The organism is Streptomyces sp. NPDC104371, assembly GCF_055583785.1.
Map to the genome: position 1 here is coordinate 439,647 of NZ_JBVJNF010000006.1, position 18,869 is coordinate 458,515.

30 protein-coding genes are annotated in these 18,869 nt (G+C 67.5%); 13 read left to right on the forward strand and 17 right to left on the reverse strand.

Going from position 1 to position 18,869, the window contains the following annotated elements; translation table 11 throughout:
• Position 1 precedes the first annotated feature (1 nt).
• The 17 genes from ACZ60T_RS21315 to ACZ60T_RS21395 all read right to left on the reverse strand — a co-directional run bounded on the left by ACZ60T_RS21315 (position 2) and on the right by ACZ60T_RS21395 (position 7,690).
• Entirely contained in the window at positions 2-313 is a 312-nt protein-coding gene (locus tag ACZ60T_RS21315; RefSeq protein WP_469667252.1) for a hypothetical protein, read from the reverse strand.
• Positions 314-343: 30 nt separating this feature from the next.
• A complete protein-coding gene (locus ACZ60T_RS21320) occupies positions 344-619 on the reverse strand; it encodes a hypothetical protein (RefSeq protein WP_469667253.1) in 276 nt (91 codons plus the stop codon).
• Between the two features lie 40 nt (positions 620-659).
• A complete protein-coding gene (locus tag ACZ60T_RS21325; protein ID WP_469667254.1) occupies positions 660-1,253 on the reverse strand; it encodes a deoxynucleotide monophosphate kinase family protein in 594 nt (197 codons plus the stop codon).
• Complete coding sequence (locus tag ACZ60T_RS21330; RefSeq protein WP_469667255.1) at positions 1,250-1,531, reverse strand: hypothetical protein; 282 nt, start codon at positions 1,529-1,531, stop codon at positions 1,250-1,252. Before ACZ60T_RS21330 ends, ACZ60T_RS21325 begins: the two co-directional genes overlap by 4 nt.
• A 4-nt stretch (positions 1,532-1,535) precedes the next feature.
• A complete protein-coding gene (locus tag ACZ60T_RS21335; RefSeq protein ID WP_469667256.1) occupies positions 1,536-2,018 on the reverse strand; it encodes an HNH endonuclease in 483 nt (160 codons plus the stop codon).
• Positions 2,019-2,132: 114 nt separating this feature from the next.
• Positions 2,133-2,624, reverse strand: a complete 492-nt coding sequence (locus tag ACZ60T_RS21340) for a hypothetical protein (RefSeq protein ID WP_469667257.1) — start codon at positions 2,622-2,624, stop codon at positions 2,133-2,135.
• Complete coding sequence (locus tag ACZ60T_RS21345) at positions 2,621-2,908, reverse strand: hypothetical protein (RefSeq protein WP_469667258.1); 288 nt, start codon at positions 2,906-2,908, stop codon at positions 2,621-2,623. The genes ACZ60T_RS21340 and ACZ60T_RS21345 overlap by 4 nt, the downstream gene beginning before the upstream one ends.
• Entirely contained in the window at positions 2,905-3,108 is a 204-nt protein-coding gene (locus ACZ60T_RS21350; protein ID WP_469667369.1) for a DUF7417 domain-containing protein, read from the reverse strand. The genes ACZ60T_RS21345 and ACZ60T_RS21350 overlap by 4 nt, the downstream gene beginning before the upstream one ends.
• Positions 3,109-3,197: 89 nt before the next feature.
• Positions 3,198-3,761 carry a hypothetical protein gene (locus ACZ60T_RS21355; RefSeq protein ID WP_469667259.1) on the reverse strand — a complete coding sequence of 188 codons (564 nt, stop codon included), beginning with the start codon at positions 3,759-3,761 and terminating at the stop codon, positions 3,198-3,200.
• A 138-nt stretch (positions 3,762-3,899) separates the two neighbouring features.
• Complete coding sequence (locus ACZ60T_RS21360; RefSeq protein ID WP_469667260.1) at positions 3,900-4,322, reverse strand: hypothetical protein; 423 nt, start codon at positions 4,320-4,322, stop codon at positions 3,900-3,902.
• A complete protein-coding gene (locus ACZ60T_RS21365; protein ID WP_469667261.1) occupies positions 4,322-4,516 on the reverse strand; it encodes a hypothetical protein in 195 nt (64 codons plus the stop codon). The genes ACZ60T_RS21360 and ACZ60T_RS21365 overlap by 1 nt, the downstream gene beginning before the upstream one ends.
• Positions 4,517-4,564: 48 nt before the next feature.
• Positions 4,565-4,819, reverse strand: a complete 255-nt coding sequence (locus ACZ60T_RS21370; protein ID WP_469667263.1) for a hypothetical protein — start codon at positions 4,817-4,819, stop codon at positions 4,565-4,567.
• Positions 4,819-5,163 (reverse strand): hypothetical protein, encoded by a 345-nt coding sequence (locus ACZ60T_RS21375; RefSeq protein ID WP_469667265.1) that lies wholly within the window; start codon positions 5,161-5,163, stop codon positions 4,819-4,821. The genes ACZ60T_RS21370 and ACZ60T_RS21375 overlap by 1 nt, the downstream gene beginning before the upstream one ends.
• 102 nt (positions 5,164-5,265) lie before the next feature.
• Positions 5,266-6,081 (reverse strand): hypothetical protein, encoded by an 816-nt coding sequence (locus tag ACZ60T_RS21380; RefSeq protein WP_469667267.1) that lies wholly within the window; start codon positions 6,079-6,081, stop codon positions 5,266-5,268.
• Positions 6,082-6,220: 139 nt separating this feature from the next.
• The gene (locus tag ACZ60T_RS21385) at positions 6,221-6,739 is read right to left on the reverse strand and encodes a hypothetical protein (protein ID WP_469667268.1); all 519 of its coding nucleotides are present in this window, start codon (positions 6,737-6,739) and stop codon (positions 6,221-6,223) included.
• A gap of 119 nt (positions 6,740-6,858) precedes the next feature.
• The gene (locus tag ACZ60T_RS21390) at positions 6,859-7,230 is read right to left on the reverse strand and encodes a hypothetical protein (RefSeq protein ID WP_469667269.1); all 372 of its coding nucleotides are present in this window, start codon (positions 7,228-7,230) and stop codon (positions 6,859-6,861) included.
• A gap of 106 nt (positions 7,231-7,336) precedes the next feature.
• Entirely contained in the window at positions 7,337-7,690 is a 354-nt protein-coding gene (locus tag ACZ60T_RS21395) for a hypothetical protein (RefSeq protein WP_469667270.1), read from the reverse strand.
• Positions 7,691-10,160: 2,470 nt separating this feature from the next.
• Between ACZ60T_RS21395 and ACZ60T_RS21400 the strand changes: the two genes are divergently transcribed.
• The 13 genes from ACZ60T_RS21400 (at position 10,161) to ACZ60T_RS21460 (ending at position 18,861) form a co-directional block, all read left to right on the forward strand.
• On the forward strand, positions 10,161-10,397 hold the full coding sequence (locus ACZ60T_RS21400; RefSeq protein WP_469667271.1) for a hypothetical protein: 237 nt from the start codon (positions 10,161-10,163) through the stop codon (positions 10,395-10,397).
• Positions 10,394-10,651 carry a thioredoxin family protein gene (locus ACZ60T_RS21405; RefSeq protein ID WP_469667272.1) on the forward strand — a complete coding sequence of 86 codons (258 nt, stop codon included), beginning with the start codon at positions 10,394-10,396 and terminating at the stop codon, positions 10,649-10,651. Before ACZ60T_RS21400 ends, ACZ60T_RS21405 begins: the two co-directional genes overlap by 4 nt.
• An 8-nt stretch (positions 10,652-10,659) precedes the next feature.
• Positions 10,660-11,097, forward strand: coding sequence for a phage terminase small subunit (locus tag ACZ60T_RS21410; protein WP_469667273.1), 438 nt, complete (start codon positions 10,660-10,662; stop codon positions 11,095-11,097).
• Positions 11,098-11,114: 17 nt separating this feature from the next.
• The gene (locus ACZ60T_RS21415) at positions 11,115-11,786 is read left to right on the forward strand and encodes a hypothetical protein (RefSeq protein ID WP_469667274.1); all 672 of its coding nucleotides are present in this window, start codon (positions 11,115-11,117) and stop codon (positions 11,784-11,786) included.
• Positions 11,764-12,768, forward strand: coding sequence for a terminase (locus ACZ60T_RS21420; RefSeq protein WP_469667275.1), 1,005 nt, complete (start codon positions 11,764-11,766; stop codon positions 12,766-12,768). Before ACZ60T_RS21415 ends, ACZ60T_RS21420 begins: the two co-directional genes overlap by 23 nt.
• A gap of 35 nt (positions 12,769-12,803) precedes the next feature.
• Positions 12,804-14,288, forward strand: coding sequence for a phage portal protein (locus ACZ60T_RS21425; protein WP_469667276.1), 1,485 nt, complete (start codon positions 12,804-12,806; stop codon positions 14,286-14,288).
• A 50-nt stretch (positions 14,289-14,338) separates the two neighbouring features.
• The gene (locus ACZ60T_RS21430) at positions 14,339-15,373 is read left to right on the forward strand and encodes a VG15 protein (protein ID WP_469667370.1); all 1,035 of its coding nucleotides are present in this window, start codon (positions 14,339-14,341) and stop codon (positions 15,371-15,373) included.
• Positions 15,374-15,375: 2 nt separating this feature from the next.
• Positions 15,376-15,900, forward strand: coding sequence for a hypothetical protein (locus tag ACZ60T_RS21435; RefSeq protein ID WP_469667277.1), 525 nt, complete (start codon positions 15,376-15,378; stop codon positions 15,898-15,900).
• A gap of 77 nt (positions 15,901-15,977) precedes the next feature.
• Positions 15,978-17,021 carry a hypothetical protein gene (locus tag ACZ60T_RS21440; RefSeq protein WP_469667278.1) on the forward strand — a complete coding sequence of 348 codons (1,044 nt, stop codon included), beginning with the start codon at positions 15,978-15,980 and terminating at the stop codon, positions 17,019-17,021.
• Positions 17,022-17,098: 77 nt separating this feature from the next.
• Positions 17,099-17,557, forward strand: a complete 459-nt coding sequence (locus tag ACZ60T_RS21445; protein WP_469667279.1) for a hypothetical protein — start codon at positions 17,099-17,101, stop codon at positions 17,555-17,557.
• The gene (locus ACZ60T_RS21450; RefSeq protein ID WP_469667280.1) at positions 17,554-17,892 is read left to right on the forward strand and encodes a phage head-tail adapter protein; all 339 of its coding nucleotides are present in this window, start codon (positions 17,554-17,556) and stop codon (positions 17,890-17,892) included. The genes ACZ60T_RS21445 and ACZ60T_RS21450 overlap by 4 nt, the downstream gene beginning before the upstream one ends.
• Positions 17,889-18,392: a hypothetical protein gene (locus ACZ60T_RS21455; protein WP_469667281.1), complete on the forward strand. Its 504-nt coding sequence runs from the start codon at positions 17,889-17,891 to the stop codon at positions 18,390-18,392. Before ACZ60T_RS21450 ends, ACZ60T_RS21455 begins: the two co-directional genes overlap by 4 nt.
• Positions 18,367-18,861, forward strand: coding sequence for a hypothetical protein (locus ACZ60T_RS21460; protein ID WP_469667282.1), 495 nt, complete (start codon positions 18,367-18,369; stop codon positions 18,859-18,861). Before ACZ60T_RS21455 ends, ACZ60T_RS21460 begins: the two co-directional genes overlap by 26 nt.
• Positions 18,862-18,869 lie beyond the last annotated feature (8 nt).

The window sequence follows — 18,869 nt, forward strand, 5'->3', positions numbered from 1 at the left end:
CTCACCCCTGTCCCTCGGTCGCCGGCTCCAGCTCGGGGAAGGCACTGCGTACCTGCTCTGTCGCCCAGTCCCACATCGACTCGGTCTCGGCTTCCGTGAGGTGATCCGCCCACCCTTCGATGAAGTCCGCCCCCCTCTCGTGGAGGGTCCGCTTCACCGCGGCCATCACCTTGGCCCTGCTCAAGTCCGGCAGGGGACCGTCCTCGAAGATCTCGTGGTCGCGGTAGGCGCAAGCCAGTGCGGACGCCATCTCTGCGACCCCCACTCGGTGCGTGACCCGCAGGTCGAAGCGGAGCTTGTTGTCTCGGCTCATCGTTGCTTTCACAGTTCCACTGTCTCTCTATCACACATGCTTGGCGAGGAGGCCGGCCAGTTCGCCCAGGAGGACCCCCAGGTCTTCTTCGGCCTCGTACGCCTGGTCGGTGCGAAGCTCGTCGTAGCGGTAGCAGTCGGTGACGTCGCCGTCCTCGTTGCGGTAGGGCAGGGTGGCGTCATCCCGCCCCTGCTCCTTGGTTTCGTACTTCTCGACGAGAGTGCGGAGGTTGCCCTTCAGGTTCTCCAGCTCGTGGCTGACCTGCTGCCGGACGGTCAACTCCACGCTCTTGATGGGGTCGTTCACTGCTCGGTTCCTCTCAGCTTGCTTGGTCACACTATCACACTCAGGCTGCGGTCAGGAACTGGCCGGCCAGCACGGTGACGCCCAGCAGGCGGTCCCGCAGGTCTTCCAGGCTGCCGTCGTTGGTCAGGGTGGCGTCGAACTTCCAGTTCTTCAGCGCCACCTCGGACGGGTACGGGCGGCCGTGCTCATCCTTGACCGGACCGACTCCGGGCCGCTCGATCCAGATCGTCACGCCGCCAGCGGCTCGGACGGCGCGGGCCTCGTTCGAGTAGCGGACGTCGCTGATCACCAGCGCCTCACGGTCGGGCTCGTACTCCCTGAACAGGGCCTCAACCCAGACATCCTCGCCCAGTGTCACTCGGCCGGCATCGGTACCCGTGGAGTGCAGCAAGCGCCGCACCTCCGGGAACTTCTCCTTCGCCCCCTCCCAGCCGTGGGCGGCGATCAGGTTGACCAGCCGGGCGGGCGGGGCGTCGGGGTAGGTGGGGATCAGCGGGTTCTGTCGGTACAGGAACGCCTTCAGGCGGTCGGCGAAGGCGTCTCGCCTCCAGCCCCCCTCGACCAGCGCCTTGGCGGCCGAGTCCTTGCCGGATCTGGCGTATCCAGCCAGGCCGACGAGCAGTGCGTCACTCACTCCGGGTCCTCCTTGTCGGGGTCGAGCAGGTCGGCGGCGTGGATCATGCCGGTGCCGGTGTAGAAGTGTTTGCCCATGGGGTCGGGCAGGTCGTCCGCGGCCTGGCGGAGCTTGGCCGCCCACTCTCGGCGGACTGCATCGACGAGTTCGTCCAGCTCGCGGCGCCGGTCCTCGTACTCCTCGCCGTACAGGCCGCCGGTGATCTCGGCCATCTGCGTCTCGATGTCGGGGCGCCACTTCCACTCGCCGTCAGTGCGCACCCATCCGAACTTTGTCACTCTTTCACACCCCTGCCAGCTCATCCAGCTCGGCCGGGCTCAGGTCCACGTACGGCTCACCGTTGGCGTACACCGCCTGGAGGTGGGACAGCCGGACGCACAGCCGGTTACCGCAGGTGGGGGTCACGCGCACCCCCCTGGGGAGGGGGCCGCAGTGGATCAGCCAGGCGACTCGGCCGGCGGTCTGGTTGTAGCCGTTGTAGCTGAGCTGGCCGAGGCCGGTCGACTTGCAGGTGCCGCCGGTCCAGATCTGGTGACCGCCGGACCAGACGATCGCGTTGAAGAACTTCTCCTCATCGGTGTTGCCCTTCAGGTACTTCGGGGCGGCGATGTCGGCGACTCGGATGTACTCACGGAGCGGGATGTCAGCGCCGACGTGGCCCCAACGGGCGATGCGGGAACGGTGGGCCGTGCACAGCCCGTCCTTGCGGCTGCTCGCGTCGTTCTTGCAACGAACGGCCTGGCTACTGGCAACGATGCACTTCACGATCTTGCGTCCTCTCACGAGCTGGATCAGGGGTGGTCAGGTGAGTGGGTGCCAGGGGCTCGAACCCTGGTGCCTGCCGGTCACCCTGTCAGACTTACACAGGTGGTCCTGTGATCAGGTCGTGGTCTTGTAGCCGTCGAAGCAGGTGATGTACGAGGTCTCGTCGACCTTGGCCCAGCACAGCCGGTGACCCCAGACGTTGCCCCAGTACTCGCGGTGGGCCTTCTTGTTCTCGTCGATCCAGGCCAGCCGCTTCCCGACGTCGTTCAGCTTCGGGTTCAGGTACGTCACGGTGCCCGCACGGTCGACGTAGTACGAGTAGCCCTTGCCGTTCCCGCGCTTGGCCGCGTCCCAGTAGCAGTTGCGATCGTCGAAGTCGTCGGCGCACGCACGGACAGGCAGGCCAGGCAGAGCCGAATCGGCCGCGCTGGCCGAGGCGATCGGCCCGTTGTCGGCGACGGGCCCAGCCGGCTCGACAGCCTGGATAGCGGTGGCGAGGAGGAAGCCGGCGGCGACAGGCACGACGATGGCGGCCTTGGGCGCGATGGTCTTCACGAGACCGCGGGCGCGGCTTGCGGCGGTGGTGAGGGACTGGCGGACGTTCATGCTGCGGTCTCCTTCTGGAGGTTGAGGCGGGGGAGGTTCAGGGCACCGGTACGGGGCGGCGGGGGCGTCCACTTGGGCGGGAGCTGGTAGCGGTACGCGGTCAGTTGGGGGATCTCGTGCGGCTCGGCGACCCCGTTGATCACGGCCGTCCGGTAGACCTCGGTGAACAGGGCGACCGACCGCTTGACGATCTCGCTGTAGGTCAGGCCCGTGGGGGCCAGGGTTTCGATGTGGCGGGCCAGCTCGTCGTCGACTCGGGCACTCAGCTGTCGGGGCTTGCTCATGCCGGGATCAGCTCCACCAGCACGTCACCCTCCGGGCTGATCAGGCCCTGCTCGATCAGGGCCTCCGCGGATTTGCCGTAGTGACCCTGGAGAGTCCACGCCATCCCGCTGCTGATCAGGGTGGCGAACAGGTCCAAGATCTCGTCGACCTCCAACTCGTCCGCCTCGTAGCTGATCAGGTCGATGCTCAGGTCCTTCATACGTCCCACCAGGGACTCCTCTCGTATCGTTGGGGAGCAGGGAGGGGGGCCGATCTCACCTCGGCCCCGCTCCCGTCAGTCGTGCAGGGTCAGCCGGCCAGCTCAGTCAGGCGGGCCTCCCACTTCGCGGCCTCGGTCTGCTCCTTCGCGACCTCGCGGAGCAGCGCCTTCGCCTCCGCGTCGTGGCGGTCGCGCTCGTGCTCGAACAGTCGACGGATACTCTCCGTCCGCCAGTCGGGGTACTCCTCCTCGAACTTGTCCAGAGCCTCGGACTCCAGGTCGCGCAGCGTGCTGTACGCCTTCGCCTGCATGTCGACCTGGCTGCCCCGGTCGTTGCGGCGGCCTCGGTTGTAGGTCTTGTGGTCGACCGACCACTTCAGAGGGTTGCCGTCGCGGTCCACGTGCATCCGGTCGTCGACCAGGCGCTTGAAGGTGTACTCGGTGGTGTACTTGCGACCTCGGATCTTCACGTGCCCGCGCTCGACGTTGCCCTTGAAGTCGGGGTCGGTGCTCAGCCACACGCGGGGGGTGAAGGTCTCGATCGGCTCGTCCTTCTCGTAGTCGTACCGGGTGTCCCGCTCGGCGGAGACGACCGTCGCGTAGAAGGTGCCCGCCTGGGTCTCGACCTCGTACGCCTCGCGCTCGATCTTCATGGGTGGTTGGTTCCTCTCGGGTGGGTGTTGCTGTCTGCGTCGGATGGGCGGGAGCCGGGGACTCGAACCCCGGTGTCTGCCGGTCTCCCTACTGACGGTGTCAGCCTATCACTTTCGGCCAGTCTTACACACTCAGGTTCAGCCGTACCGAACCTCATCGAAGATGGCCACCTGGACCAGGGCGTCGGCCGCCCCGGCGTCGATCATGCAGGTGTCGATCCCGCCCTTGTCGGTGCGGTCGATCCAGGACTGCACGATGTACCCGTGGTACTCGCGGTTCACGTACTCCTGGTTCAGGTCGAGCAGCTTCGCGTACGCCCAGCGGATCTGATTACGGCTGAGGTAGTGGACTCCCTCGACCTCGCGCCCCCCGCCGAGCCAGCGGGCATCCTCGCCCTCGACGATGGTGTACGCCTTGCCGTCGGGCAGGCCGGCGAACTCCTCGACGGTCGGTTCGATCGCCCAGTAGGTGATGCCTCCCTCCGAGGCGATGTCGATGATGTCCTGGACGTTCTCGTCGGTCAGGGCCTCGGTGATGCGGTCGGTCAGTACGGCAGCCATCAGGCGGCTTCCTCGATGTGCTCGGTGGTCTCGGTGGCTTCGCGGTTCAGGACTCCGGTCCCGAACTCCGCGTCGGGGTCGTCGGACTGGCAGAGGACTTTCTTCGCCACGTCCTCGGCCTCGTACTCGTCCTCGGCCTCGACGGTGACCTCGTACTCCACGGTCTCGACGAAGGTCACGGTGAAGGTGGGCATGGGTCTCTCCTCAGTGCGGGGCGGCGGGTACCGCCCCCGCGGTGGTGGTCAGTAGCCGAACTCGAAGGTCAGGCCGAGTAGTTCGGAGGCCGACGAGGAGGTGACCTCGACGTCGTACCAGGCGTCCCCGTGCTCCTGGCCGGTGCCGGTCTCGGGGAAGATGTGGTCGTACTCCCAGTCCGACCGCTCGACCGTGTCCTCGTCGGGGAGGGGGAGCGGCACGGTGACCACGGACGTGGTCTCGATCTCCGTGCCGTCCTCGTACCGGTTCTCGATCCGCAGACCGATGACTGCGATGTCCATCAGGCGTGGGCGATCTCGAAGAGGGCGTCGAGGTAGTGCTTGGACTCCGCGCGCAGGTACTCGCGGATCTCCTTCTCGTCGAAGACTCGCGGCGACTGCCGGTCGGCGTCCTTCTCCTCGTCGTACTCGTGGGCGTGCAGGTCTTCCCAGTCCTCGCCCTCGGTGTGGCCTTCGAGCCAGGTCACGGCGGCGTCCTGGTGGCCGGTGACCCACAGGGTCACGGCGATGTCGTCGGCCTCGCGGCAGGTGAACGTCGATCCGACATGGTCGGCGGTCATGCCGTCGCCGAACACCTTGGCGAGGGGCAGGAGGGTCTGACGCAGGAGGCTGGTGTCGATGCTCAAGGTGATCTCTCCCCTTGGTTGCTGCTCGCGGTAGGTCCGCGATGGTGGGAGCCCAGGGCTCGAACCTGGATGCCTGCCGGTCTCCCTGTCCGCCTAACACACTCAGGCGAGGACGAGCTGCCCTTCGATGGGCGCGTTCAGGTAGGTGTTGGCCAGCTCGGAGAAGTAGGCGTCGCGGCGCGCGGCGTACTCCTTGGCGACGACGCTCCAGTCCACGTCTTCCGCGCGAACCCACTCGTTGCGGTGCGTGGCGGAGTAGTCGTTGTGGTACCGCTCGGCGATCTCCTGCGCCTGCTGGTCCGAGTCGCCCCAGTAGCCCTTCTGCGCGTGCTCGATCGCCTCGGTGAGGGTCTTCTGGAAGGCGTTCCACTCGCGCTCGGAGTGGTCCGACTCGTCGAGGATCGGGTAGCCCTCCAACTCGGTCAGGATCTTGGCGGCCTCGACGAACGCGGCGGTGTACGCGGACAGCCGCGGCTCGTAGGTCAGACCCAAGTCGTCGAACTCGTCGCGGCAGTCGTCGCAGAAGACGACCTCCCGCCCGCTCCTGAAGGTGAACACCCAGTAGGCGGCGCCTTCCTGGCCTTCCTGGCAGGTCTCGCAGGGGTCGGCGTCCTCGCGGACCTGGACGTAGATGGTGCGCATGGAGCCGAAGGCGAAGTGTCGGGCCGATCCGTCGATGACGTGCGCGTCGGAGATCTCGGTGTCGGTTCGGCCGTTGTCGGCGGCGGCCCGGATGCGGCCCAGGGCGGTCAGGTAGTTGGACTCCTCAAGGAGGTCATCGCTCCGCTCGGCCCAGTGCAGGACCGCGCCGTGGGTCTCGTAGAGGCGGTCGTCCCAGAAGTAGGCATCGGACGGGCGGGAGAGGGAGCGGAGGGCGATCGAGTCGAGGGTGTCCCTGTCGAGGGCGTGCGGGGTCATGGAAGGTCCCTTCTCGGGGTGGGCTGGGGATGGGGACTGGCGGCGATGCCTGCCGTCCGAGTGGGAGCCAGGGCCTCGAACCCTGGCGGCTGCCGGTCTCCCTTGGCTGATGCCAGCCTCCTAGGTCTTACTTACACAGTCACTCAAGCTCAAGGTCGACGTCGGTCACGTCGTAGTCGTAGTAGTCGGCCTCTTCGAGCTTGGACGTCGAGCGGAGGCTGAAGTCCAGCCAGGCGCGCAGGTCGTCCTCGGTGACCTCGGTGCCGTCCTGCTTGCGCAGGCCCTCGAAGTCGAAGCGGACGGTTATGGCGCCCTTGTAGCTGTAGTTGAGGGCGTCCAGGCCGATCGCCTCGGCCTTCTTGCTGATGTCCTCGCGGTACTCGTCCAGGTCGTACTCGGTGATCAGGTCGCGGAGCAAGCCGTGGGCCTCGTGGCGCAGCTTGCCGTACTTCTCGCGGGCGGCACGCGCCTCGCCCTGCTCGCGCTGGAGGGTGCCGTGCAGGTTGGAGTAGCGGGCCTCCAGGCTGCCGTAGCCCTTCTGGGTGCGCTCCAGGTCGGCGGCGATCAGCTCCAGGGAGGCGGCCAGACGCTCGTTCTCCAGCTTGAGGGCGGCAACGGCAGCCTCGGGGGAGATGGCCTTCTCAAGGGACACGGTCATGATGGGTTCCTCTCGGTCACTCTAACACACCCGGTGCGTGTCGAGTAGCGGGAGCCAGGGACTTGAACGCCTGGTGTCTGCCGGTCTCCCCGCTGACATTGTCAACCTAACACACATGCTCAGTGGTTCAGGGCCATGAAGACGACGTCCGGTTCGCCCGGCGTCCAGTTGGCCACGCGCTCCGTCTCGCGGAAGCCGTACCCGGCGTAGTACGACGGCAAGAAGCCGTCGAAGCAGTCAAGCAGTCGGGCACCCTCGCGGATGGCTGCGTTGACCAGGACATCCCCGCGGCCTTTGACGCGGGAGAACAGGCCGATGAGCGTGCCGTCAGAGGTCACCCCGAAGCCGGCCTGGCTGTCGTCGGTCAGGAAGTACCGGGCGTCCTGGGGCATCTCTTCGGGCTTGGAAGTGGCGTCGGCGATCCGGTCGGAGGCGAACCGAGCGGAGCGAAGGGCGGCCTTGTAGCGGGCGGTGCTGGTGTAGCTGATCACTGGATGTCCTCCGGTGTCTGGTGGTCAGTCTATCACAGGTTGGGTGGACGCCCCGGACTTGCACTCGGGTTGTGGCTACTCGCGCCCCGCTGACGATGTCAGTCTATCACACGTTGGTCTGCGAACTCTGTGCGCGGCGCAGCTCACGGTGAAGCCGCTTCAGCGCTTCCTCATGCTCAGCGATCAGGCGCAGGATCTCCCCGACGTCCTTACGTACACGCGGCTTACGCTCGGCGGCGACAGCCTGGCGACGCTGGATCGTCTCCCAGCGGTTGCCCTTGTCGAGCCAGGCGTAGACGTCCTGACGCTTGACGTAGGACATGCCGCCCAGGGTCTCGATGTGCGGGAAGTCGGCGTGGCGCTGGTGCCAGTTGGTCGGCGTAGCGCGGCTTACGCCCAACTCGCGGGCGAGGTCGGACAGGCAGATCCAGTCGGACGCCTTTTCGAGCGAAACAGCCATGGTGATCCTCCATCGGTAGGTGGGTACAAGGGGGCCGGGAACTGGCACCCCATCGGGCACTCCGGACAGGCCGGCTTGCCTGAAGGCGTGCCGGTACAGGGGCGGGGGCGGCAACGCTCGTGCGCTCCGTTCTCCCCGCCCCGACCGGTTGCGGGCGGTAGGGCGACATGGGCCGTGGTGTGAACGTGTCCCCAAAGCTCGGTACTGCGGTACCTCCCACCGTCGGTGGGAGTGACGCGCGAGTGTCGGAGTCGGGCAGTGGTCAAGGGTTCGGCGTGCGCCTACCGGGCGCGGGTGGTGCGGGTGTTGCTGGGTACTGCGGTCCGTTTCGCGGAACGGGGTGGACTAGGCCCCGTTCCCGCCCCCAGGTTGCGCCCTACCGCCATGAGGACCAACCGTCGGTCCCTTTGCTCACCTCCCGTTCGTTGGGGCGGTAGGGCACTCCCTGGGGAGCGGGAAACGGCGAGCATCCCTGACTGAGGACTTGGGCTTAGCTCGGCGGGCGCACCGCTTCGCTTTCACCGGCCCCCGTTTCCTGCCGCCATGACGCGGTACAAGCGCTTCGGGACAACCGTTTCCTGGTCACGACTGGCTGGTCCACATCACTAGGCAGGTCCGCGAGAGTGGCCTCTCACCCGCTTCGATCCGCTTTCGGCCCGGTCAGACTCCGGCACTTGCTGGAGTTACGGACCGGGTCCGTATGCGTCGCGCTTGCGATTCGCGCTCATGTCCTGCCCCTTTCGGTCTGTCCGCTGCGGCCCGGTGTCGCTGCGGTGTGATGTCTTTCTTTCACACCCGCCAAGCCGTTGTCCAACTAACACACCGGGTTCGAGGGGTAGGCGGGCTCGATTCGGACACTCGCACCCTGTCTGACCTGCGACGACGTGACCGATGTGGCGCGCACCACACTTGTCCGGTCGGTCCTTGCACCTGTCTGGTCTGTCCGGTTCTGTCTGTTCGTGCTGGCGGCTCGATGCGCACCCACTCCGGATCGGCCGTTTCCGCAGGTCAGACGCCGTTTTCCGGCCCGCTCACGCGGCCCCTGGGGAGTTGTGCCCCGCCCTGCCCGTTCGGCCCGTAGCGGCCCGTCCCTGCCCTGCCTGCCTGCCTGTGTGCCTGCGTGGCGCGGGCACCTGCACGCGTGTGCCCCTGGGCGCGGGTACCTGCGTGCCTGCGTGCGTCCGTGCGCGTGCGTCCGTGCGCGGGTACCTGCGCGTACGCGTGAGCGGGCGGCGGCGGCCTGGGGAGGCGACGGCGAGGCCAGCGGGAGCGCGCAGGGTGGGGGGTGTCCCCTTCCGGGAATTTTTGCCGACCGCCATGTGATAGCAGCCGAGATTCTGCCACGGTTCCAAGGTCGATCAGGGGAGGCCGGCGCTTCGCCGCGGGCCCTGTCCTCGCTGGTCAGCACGGCCGCCAGAGCGCCGCAGAGCGCTGCACAGAGTGCCGGCATCAGAGCGCCGCTGTGCGGAGTCGGGGAGCGTGTACCGCGTTCCCGTACGGGGTGCTGCACAGAGTGCCGGCATCAGAGCGCCGCTGTGCGGCGACCAGACGTACAGCCGGCCAGCTCTGCGCGGGCGGCTCAGCCGCCCCCAGCCTGCCAGTGGGACGGCTCTGCGGTGCCCGGTAGGGCACCCCTTCCGCTGACACCTTCTCGCCGTTGCGACTGACTCTGTCCGCCGCCGCGAGGCGGCGCCGGCTCTGGCCGTCAGCCTGCCTGTGTAAGTGTGACAGGCGTCACCTCGGAAGTTCTCTGCGCGAGGCTCCCGAGCCTCCGTATGTATATATGTAAGACGTTAGCGGCTAGACGAACTGGCAGGCTGAAGGCCCTTTCGGGCCTCGCTGATGCTTCCTACTGACGTAGTTGAGGCTTGGCCAGTGGGGGCGCGAAGCGCCCCTCTGAACGTAGCCACGTACTTCTTCAGCTCTGTACTTCCCCTCGGGTCGACAGCTTCGGGCAGCTACCTGGACGCCAGGTAGGACGTCGTCGAGGGGGTCAACTTCCACGGCCAGGAGGTGACGGACGTTGCCTCAGTGGCGAAACTCAGACCGCAGAAGCAGGCTCCCGGCAGACTGGGACCGCATCCGCAGGCGAGTCCTTCGGCGAGACGGCCATCGCTGCACAGCGCGCGACGACAACGGCGTGCGGTGCGAGGAGCTGGCCACTGACGTGGACCACATCGTCGCTGGCGATGATCATCGAGAAGCCAACCTGAGATCGCTCTGCGGATGGCATCACCAGCGCAAGTCATCACGCGAAGGAGCCGAGGCGAGCGCCGCGAAGCGCCGGCAGATCGCCAAGAGGTTCCGACGCGACGAGGCCCATCCGGGTCTCCTGTAATCCCGGCAGCTCCGAGTCCTCCCCTGCTCGTAGAGCGCCGGCCGGCACCCCAGGCCCTCCTCTCCCTGGCGTGGTGCCTCGCCCCCTGGTCGCTACCCCAGGGGGCTCGACTTCATCGGAAGGAACACCGCGGTGACCACCTGGTCCTGGTTGTGGGTCGGATGGCTCGCGGCCTTCTGCACGATCGAGGGCAAGGCCCTCTTCAACAAGACCGAGGGCGACACCCTCAGCGAGCACGTCTGGAAGTGGTTCGGCACCGAGCGGCCATCAGCCGGCCAGCCCTCGGGCTGGGTGCGACTGCGCCGCTTCTCCCTGCTCGCGCTCATGGCCTGGCTGCTCGCCCACTTCCTGACGGGCGGCTGGGTGTGACCAGAGTTCTGTACTTCCCGTCCCCGATGTGCCGGCCATGCCGCGGGTTCGGCCCGCTCCTCCTGAAGGAGCTGGAGGCCCGCTCGGTCGAGCCCGAGCGCATCGACGTAACCACCGACGTCGGCATGGCGAACCTCTTCGAGATCTCCGCTGTGCCGACCGTCGTGTTCATCCGCGACGGCCAAGAGATCTCGCGCTTCACAGGCGCGCGGATCGGCGCCGCACTGACGGACGCGCTGAGCGTCCTCGACTGACTGAGGAGGTGAGCCAGGTGCCTGGCCCCGTACCCAACCGAGAAGCCGACCTGGCTCGCCCCCGAGCCCGTAAGGGCAGTGATCAGCAGCCGGTCACCAAGGGCGAGATGAAGCCGGTCAAGATCCCCAACGCGGATCGCGACTGGCACCCCATCGCCCGCCGACTGTGGGACTCGCTGAAGAGTTCCGGCCAGGCGGACTTCTACCAGAACTCCGACTGGGCGTTCGCCTACTCGCTGTGCGAGGACTTGTCCCACTACAAGAAGTCGGGCAAGCGCAGCGGGCAGATGTTGCAGACCATCTACTCCGCCTTCGAGCGACTGCTTGTCGCCGAGGGCGACCGGCGCCGTGTGCGCATCGAACTTTCCGAGCCCGAGGACGAGCAGGACTCTGCCGCCGTTCTCGCCATCGCGGACTACAAGAAGGATCTGGGGCTCGCGCAGTGACCCTTGGGGGGTGAGTTATGGCTACGGCACAACTCACCACCGAGGAGATCGAGGCCCTGGAGCCGTCGTTCTTCGGGCCGACCTGGCAGAAGGACGCCTTCGGTCAGTGGAAGCTCCCGCAGCGCACGCTGGGCTGGCAGATCGCCGGCTGGTGCGCGGAGTACCTGAAGGCCGAGAACGGTGGCCCGTGGAAGTTCACCCGTGAGCAACTGCGCTGGACGCTGTGGTGGTACGCGGTCGACGAGAACGGCCGCTTCGCCTACCGCAAGGGCGTACTCCAGCGGCTCAAGGGCTGGGGCAAGGACCCGCTTCTCGCCGTCGTCTGCATGGTCGAGTTCGTTGGGCCGTCGCGCTTCTCGCACTTCGACGAGGCCGGCGAGCCGGTAGGCGTTCCTCACCCGCAGGCGTGGGTTCAGGTCGCGGCCGTCAGCCGCGATCAGACGCGGAACACGATGACGTTGTTCCCGTCGCTGATGTCGGACAAGCTGATCGAGACGTACGGCATCAAGGCCGGCGCCGAACTGATCCGCGCGAACGGCGGCCGTCAGCGCCTTGAGGCGGTGACAAGTAGTTATCGCGCCCTTGAGGGGGCGCGGTCCTTAACGGTCCACGTTCGTAGTTCTCAACGAGACCCACCACTGGGTCAGCGGCAACAACGGCGACAAGATGTACGCCACGATCGACGGTAACGCGACCAAGAAGGACTCGCGGTACCTGGCGATCACCAACGCTTACCTGCCTGGCGAAGACTCTGTCGCCGAGCGGATGCGCGAAGCCTTCGAGAAGATCCGCGAGGGCAAGGCCGTCGACATCGGCTTCATGTACGACTCGATCGAGGCGCATCCCAAGACGCCGCTTACGGTCGAGGCGATTCGGATCGTCCTGCCGAAGATCCGCGGTGACGCGGTCTGGCTGAACGTCGACACGATCATCCAGTCCATCATGGACGCGACGATCGCGGCGTCGCGCTCGCGGCGCATGTGGTTCAACCAGATCGTCGCCGAGGAAGACGCCTTGTACGGCCCCGAGCAGTGGGCGGACATCCTCCACGAGGGTTCCACGCTCCAGCCGGGCGACGAGATCGTCATGGGCTTCGATGGCGGCAAGACCGACGACGCCACGGCCCTGGTCGCGATCCGCGTACGGGACATGTGCGCGTTCGTGCTCGGGCTGTGGGAGAAGCCTGACGGCCCGCGCGGTGACGGCTGGTCCGTCCCTCGGGCCGAGGTCGACTCGGCCGTGCATGACGCCTTCCGCACGTTCGCCGTGCAGGGCTTCTACGCCGACGTCGCCCTCTGGGAGTCCTACATCTCCGAGTGGGACGAGCTGTACGGCGAGGGACTGGCGGTCCGTTCGCCGGTCGGCAAGGACCGGATCGGCTGGGACATGCGGTCGTCACTGAAGCTGTCGACGATGGCGCACGAGCGCCTGATGCGGTCGGTCTTCGACAAGAAGCTCCGCTACGACGGCGACTTGACCTTGCGCCGGCACGCGCTGAACGCACGTCGCCGGTCGAACAACTACGGCATCTCCTTCGGCAAGGAGAGTCGCGAGTCGCCAAAGAAGGTCGATGCGTACGCCGCGCTGATGCTCGCGCACGAGGCGCTGTACGACCTGCGCGCCCGCGGCAAGAAGGCCCGTCAGCGCTCGGGCCGAGGTTACTTCCTGTAGCGCTGTGATAGTGCGACACGAAAGGTGGTGAGGGCATGGCCGATACCAGCCCCGCATCGCTGGCGAAGGAACTCCTCGCCATCCTCGATCGTGACGAGGGCCGGATGGGGCGGATCGACCGCTACATCCGAGGCGAGCACGACGACCCGTACATGCCGCCCCAGGCGGACGACGAGTACAAGCTGCTCGCCAAGCGGGCCGTCTCGAACTGGGTTCCCCTCCTCGTGGGGACACCCGCCCAGGCCCTGTACGTAGACGGCTTCCGCTCGGGTGCCTCAGCTGACGGCGGCCTGCCGGACGCGCCGGCCTCGAAGTCGGTCGAGTGGTCCCACTGGCAGCGCTCGCGCCTCGACGCGCGGCAGTCCGCGATCTACCGGGGCGCGCTCGGCTTCGGTCACTCCTTCGTCTTGACGGAGAAGGCCAAGAAGGGCGTCACCTCGAAGGGCCTGTCCGCGAAGCGGACGGCCGCCCTGTACGAGGACCCGGCGAACGACGAGACGCCGTACGCGGCGCTGACGATCGTGACGCCGCCGAAGGGCGACGCCAAGGGCAAGGCCCGGATGTGGGACGGCACTTACGAGTACGCCGTCACCTACAAGTCCAAGAGCGACGCGGACAGCGTGAGCGTGGCCCGGCTGAAGCGTCACGGCGCGAGCGAGTGCCCGGTCACCCGGTTCGCCGCCTCGGTCGACCTCGAAGGCCGCACGGTCGGCGTGGTCGAGCCGATGATCGCGCTTCAGGACCGCATCAACCAGACCGTCTTCGATCTCCTCGTGGCGCAGACGTACACCTCGCACGAGGTCCGGTACGCGACCGGCATGGCTCCGCCCATGCAGATGGAGATGGTCGACGCCGAAGGCAAGGTCACCACTGACCCCGAGCTGGCGGTCGACAGCCGGCCCAAGCTCGACGAGGCCGGCAACCCGATGCCTGCGCAGATCAACCACAACGCGCGCCGCTTCTTGTTCGCGGAGGACCCCGACGCCAAGTTCGGCAGCCTGCCGGCCGGGCCGGTCAGCTCGCTGATCGACTCGATCGACATGAGCATCCGGCACCTCGCCGCGGTCTCCCAGACCCCGCCCCACCACCTCCTTGGCCAGATCGCCAACCTGAGTGCAGAGGCCCTGCTCGCCGCGGAGACAGCGCTCCAGCGGAAGGTCGCCGAGTTCCAGTCCGTCTTCGGCGAGGCGTGGGAACGGGTCTTCAGGTTGGCCGCCGAGCTGGAGGGCGACGCGTCGTCGGCCGAGAACTTCCACGGCGAAGTGCAGTGGCGCGACATGGAGTCGCGTTCGCTGGCGCAGGCCGCTGACGCTCTGGGCAAGCTCGCCGAGCAGCTTGGCATCCCGAGGAAGGGCCTGTGGAAGCGGGTTCCGGGTGTCACGCAGACCGAGTACGAGGACTGGCTAGACATGGCCGAGGAGGACGACTCCGTCGGCCAGCTCGCCAGTGCGCTCACCCGCGCGACTCCTCCGGCCTCCTCGGTGCCGGCGAGTCCGGATGAGGAGCTGATCGCAGCGTGACGTCCGCAGCCCGACAGGCTGAGGCTGACCGCGCGTCCGCTGCCTTCCAGGTGGCCTTGACCCAGATCGGGGCGGGCACCGTCGAGGAGGCGATGAAGCTGTGGCAGGCGGTCCCGCAGAACGCGAGGGCCGCCACGTCCACGGCATGGCTGCGCCGGGCCATCACGCTGGTGATGACTCGGCGGCGCATGAGCCGGGATCTGGCTCGCGCCTACTACCGCCTGGTCCGTGCTCTGCGCACGGGCCGGACGGTGGCCGATCCGTACCACCCAGAGCCCAGGTACGTGACCCTGGAGACCTTGCGACGTGAGTTCGCTGCGCTGACGGGCGATGCGGCTGACGGCTCCCTGGAGGAGTCGAAGGCCAAGGACGACCGTCCCGTGCACAGCCCTGCTGGAGACGACGCGAAGCCCGACAAGGCGCCCGCCCCGGAGGCGGACGACAAGCCGGACGACGACCGGATTCTCGTGGAGGAGCTGCCGAACCTGCGCGACGACGAGGACCGGATCGAGCGCGAGGCAGAAGCCGAGGCCAAGGTCGTCCTTGAAGCCCTCGGCCCCGCGAACCTGGAGCGCAAGAACTCCAAGCTCGACACCGGCAAGCCCGCCAAGGACATCGACAAGACGCGCGAGGAAGCCCACCAGCAGGCCGGCGCCCGGCAGGCAGCAACCGCCGAGCGCCTGGTGATGAACGGTGGTCGAGCAGCGGTCTGGAACCACATGGAGAAGGACCGCCGCGTCATCGGCTACATCAGACTTTCGCGCACCGGCACCCCCTGCGGGTGGTGCGCGATGCTCATCTCTCGTGGCCCCGTCTACCGGTCGTTGAAGTCGGCCGCGTACGGCGACGGGGACAAGTACCACGACAACTGTCACTGCTACGCCGAACCCGTGTTCGCGCGCGAGCAGTACAAGGGCTCGGACTTGTACGAGCTGAATCGCCGGTACGAGGAGCTGTGGCCGAAGGTCACCCGCGGCCTCACCGGTAAGGCGGCCGTGTCCGCCTGGAGGCGGTTCATCCGCCAAGAACAGAAGGCCGCAGCCCAGGAGGCGCGGCAGACACCCCCGAACGTCCAGGAGGCGTGAGAGTGCCCGAGCAGGAAACCCCCAGCATCGAAGAGGCTCCGAACGAGGAGACCCCGCAGACGCCCCCGGAGGGCGAGACCCCCCAGGGCGACAGCGCGGAGTCGACCGAGGAGAAGCCGGCCGAGGAGTCCGTTCCCCCGGAAGTGCTTCGCAAGAAGCTCACCGACGCGAACGCCGAGGCCGCGAACTACCGCACCAAGCTCCGTGAGACGGAAGCCAAGCTCTCTGGCGCCAAGACGCTGGAGGAGTTCGAGGCCGCCACGTCCGAGCTGCGCGGTCAGGTCGAGGCGCTGGAGCGGCAGATCCTGCTCAACAACGTGGCGGCCAAGTACGAGCTGCCGCCGGCCCTGGCCAAGCGCCTGACGGGTTCGACGCCCGAGGAGCTGGACGCCGACGCGAAGGAGCTTCAGAAGCTCGTCGCCCCGCCGGCTCCCGAGTCCCTGGGCGGCGGTCTGACGCCGTCCGATGGCGACGAGGACTTCGACCCGGTCAAGGCCGCTCGGGCTGCGCGTTCGCGCAGGTACTGAGCTTCCCCCTTCTGGCGCCGGTGTGTAAGTGAGACACGCCGAGCCTCCCTCCCCCTACCGACAGGAGAACCATCCCCGTGGCTTACACCCCGCACGATGTGATCAAGCCCGAGAAGATCGCCGCGACTGCGGCGGTCGCCCTCGAAGAGGCCCTGGTCGTCCCGGCCGTCTTCCAGCGCGAGGGCATCGACCAGTTCAAGGGCGCCAAGAACGACGCCATCAACGTCAAGGTCGAAGGCGTTCTGCCGTTCCGGTCCTACGGCTTCCGTAACGACCGGACCAAGGAGATCCAGTTCGACACCTACGCCGAGAAGACCGTCCAGGTCACCTTCGGCGGGGACATCTACTCGGCGCTCCAGCTCACCGACGAGCAGAACGACTTCGACCTCAACGGCTGGGCCAAGCTCATGGCCAAGCAGACCGAAGCCGTGGGCCGCGGTCTGGAGTACCAGGCCGTCGACTACGCCCTGGACCAGGACTACGCCGTCACCCTCGGCGGCAAGGTCGCCGGCCGCGACCTGCGCCGGACCCTGATCCGCGCCCGCGACGTGCTGAACAAGTTCCGCGTCCCGAAGGAGCAGCGCACCCTCCTGGTCGGCACCGACTGGGAGACCGAGCTGCTTGCCGACGCGGAGCTGAACCTGGCCTCCAACGTCGGCGAGTCCGAGGCCGTGTCCTCCCTGCGTGAGGCCACCATCGGCCGTCGCTACGGCTTCAACATCGTCGTCTCCAACGAGCTGCCCGCGGACCAGGCCATCGCGATGACGCAGTCCGCGTTCATCTTCGCGACCGGCGCCCCGTCCGTCCCGCAGTCCGTCCCGTTCGGCGCCTCCGCCTCCTACAACGGCGTGGCACTGCGCTGGATTCGCGACTACGACGCGACCCGCTTCACGGACCGCTCGATCGTGAACACCTACAAGGGCTTCCGCTCCGTGTCCGACATCCTGATCGGCCGCGACGCGACGACCGGCCAGGCGTTCGTCTCCGAGCACGAGCACTTCGTCCGCGCGATCAAGCTCGACCTCGACGCGTCCGTGGACGTCCTGCCCGACGCTGACGGCCCGGACGCCAAGGCGCAGGAGCTGGCCAAGATCACTGGCGTCGCTGCGCCGGCTGCCTGATCCAGTCACTGAGTCGGGGCAGAGTGTGTAAGTCTGACACCCTGCCCCTTCTCGCCCCGACGAGCAAGGAGACTCACGTGGCTTACGCCACCCTCGAAGACCTGAAGGGGCGACTGGACTGGACGCTCGACGCTGACGAGGAGCGCATCGCAGCCAACGCCCTGGAGGACGCCTCCGACCTGGCCGCGCACTACGGGCGTGACTGGCCCGAGGAGTCCGCCCCGCGCATGGTGCGCACGCTGACCCTGAAGGCAGCCACGCGATACATGCGCAACCCGGACGGGTACGTGCAGTCGCGCGCTGGCGACGAGACGCTGGCCTGGAACGACGCGGCCGGCGAGAACGCGGGCACCGTCTACTTCACCGCCGAGGAGCAGAAGCTGCTCGCCGGCCTGGCCGGTCGCAACTCCGGTCTCTACACCGTAGGCGTGACCGCCTGGCGGTCGGTACGCCGTCCGACGGGCGCGGGCCTGGTGCCCGTCGACCCGGTCGGCAAGGAGTTCCCCCTGTACGCCGATGAGGTGGAGCCCTGGTGAGCAGCCGTCAGCGCAGGCGCGGCATCCCGGCGAAGGTCTGGAAGACCGTCGTGCACATCGACAGCCGGGGCAACAAGGTGATCGTCGCCGACCCGAACGGCCCGATCGATGTGCGGTGCGCGCTGATCCCGCAGCGTTCCGCGCGGGCCGAGGTTCCCGGTCAGCAGCAGATCAACATCATCCGCATGATCGTGGACGCCGACCTGCCCGACGTGACCCTGTGGTCGCGGGTGGAAGTGCTCGGCACCCAGTGGGACATCGTCACGCCGCCGGCCTACCACCACGGCGAGCGCAAGACCCGGCACTGGTCGATCGACATCCGGGAGCGGCCGTGAAGATCGAGTGGGAGAAGAGGGTCGACGGTAAGAAGTTCGAGCAGTTCATCGGCCTGATCGACGGCGTCCAACTCTCGCTCGAAGAGGTCCAGTTCGAGATCCGCGTGCGCGCCGAGGAGAACCTGGCCCGGCTTCGATCTGCCGGCAACGCGCATCGTGGGGGAGTGCCCGACGTCAGCGGCGCCGAGATCGGTACCGAGCGGGGTCGCGTCGACCGCTACGTGACGCTGTCGGACGCCTCGCCCAACAACCAGGGCGGCAACCCGAACTCCGCCCTGTCCATCGAGCTGGGCCGCAACGCCTACGACGTGACCCTCCTGGACTCCGACGGCAAGACCGTCACCAAGTACACGGTCGGCGCCATGGGCGGTACGTACGTCCTGACCGACGCCGCGAAGCTGCCGCACAAGCTCAAGGGCGGCGCCAAGGTCAAGCGGCACGTGAAGATCCGCATGAAGAAGGGGGGTCGCCGCGGTGGCCGGACTACCCGCCGAGATTAAAGCGCTCGCCGAGCTGTCCCCTGTCGAAGACCTGCTCCTGGCCGTCCTGCGAGATGGCCTCCCCGGCATCAGCGTCCAGTCGCTCATCGAGCGGGACCAGGTCTTCCCCTTCGCCCTCGTCCGCCGCGACACGACGTACGGCATCTGGACCGGCGATGACCGGTTCACGGACTCCGCCCGCGTGATCGTGCAGACGTTCTGCGAGGACCCGGACGGCGACGCGGACGCGTCGATCCTGTCCGAGGCGGTCCGTGTCGTACTGCGTGACGCCTGGATGACGCAGAAGGTCTATCCGGGGCGCGGCCACATCACCCGCGTGGACATGCTGTCGGCGCCGAGGCGCACGACCGACTGGGCGACGTCCACGGGACCGGTCCAGTACGCCGACCTCCCGACCGGCGTGTGGCGGTACGAGACGGTCTTCCAGGTCGACATCCGCAAGCCGCGCGCCAAGCCCTTCCCTCTGTAACCCCACAG

What these genes read in the sequence shown, in the direction of transcription:
- ACZ60T_RS21345 (WP_469667258.1), bottom strand. Translation starts at nt 2,908, where the DNA reads ATGAGCAAGCCCCGACAGCTGAGTGCCCGAGTCGACGACGAGCTGGCC.
- ACZ60T_RS21365 (WP_469667261.1), bottom strand. Translation starts at nt 4,516, where the DNA reads ATGCCCACCTTCACCGTGACCTTCGTCGAGACCGTGGAGTACGAGGTC.
- ACZ60T_RS21370 (WP_469667263.1), bottom strand. Translation starts at nt 4,819, where the DNA reads ATGGACATCGCAGTCATCGGTCTGCGGATCGAGAACCGGTACGAGGAC.
- ACZ60T_RS21395 (WP_469667270.1), bottom strand. Translation starts at nt 7,690, where the DNA reads ATGGCTGTTTCGCTCGAAAAGGCGTCCGACTGGATCTGCCTGTCCGAC.
- ACZ60T_RS21360 (WP_469667260.1), bottom strand. Translation starts at nt 4,322, where the DNA reads ATGGCTGCCGTACTGACCGACCGCATCACCGAGGCCCTGACCGACGAG.
- ACZ60T_RS21415 (WP_469667274.1), top strand. Translation starts at nt 11,115, where the DNA reads ATGGCTACGGCACAACTCACCACCGAGGAGATCGAGGCCCTGGAGCCG.
- ACZ60T_RS21425 (WP_469667276.1), top strand. Translation starts at nt 12,804, where the DNA reads ATGGCCGATACCAGCCCCGCATCGCTGGCGAAGGAACTCCTCGCCATC.
- ACZ60T_RS21385 (WP_469667268.1), bottom strand. Translation starts at nt 6,739, where the DNA reads ATGACCGTGTCCCTTGAGAAGGCCATCTCCCCCGAGGCTGCCGTTGCC.
- ACZ60T_RS21340 (WP_469667257.1), bottom strand. Translation starts at nt 2,624, where the DNA reads ATGAACGTCCGCCAGTCCCTCACCACCGCCGCAAGCCGCGCCCGCGGT.
- ACZ60T_RS21350 (WP_469667369.1), bottom strand. Translation starts at nt 3,108, where the DNA reads ATGAAGGACCTGAGCATCGACCTGATCAGCTACGAGGCGGACGAGTTG.
- ACZ60T_RS21315 (WP_469667252.1), bottom strand. Translation starts at nt 313, where the DNA reads ATGAGCCGAGACAACAAGCTCCGCTTCGACCTGCGGGTCACGCACCGA.
- ACZ60T_RS21380 (WP_469667267.1), bottom strand. Translation starts at nt 6,081, where the DNA reads ATGACCCCGCACGCCCTCGACAGGGACACCCTCGACTCGATCGCCCTC.
- ACZ60T_RS21355 (WP_469667259.1), bottom strand. Translation starts at nt 3,761, where the DNA reads ATGAAGATCGAGCGCGAGGCGTACGAGGTCGAGACCCAGGCGGGCACC.
- ACZ60T_RS21420 (WP_469667275.1), top strand. Translation starts at nt 11,764, where the DNA reads ATGTACGCCACGATCGACGGTAACGCGACCAAGAAGGACTCGCGGTAC.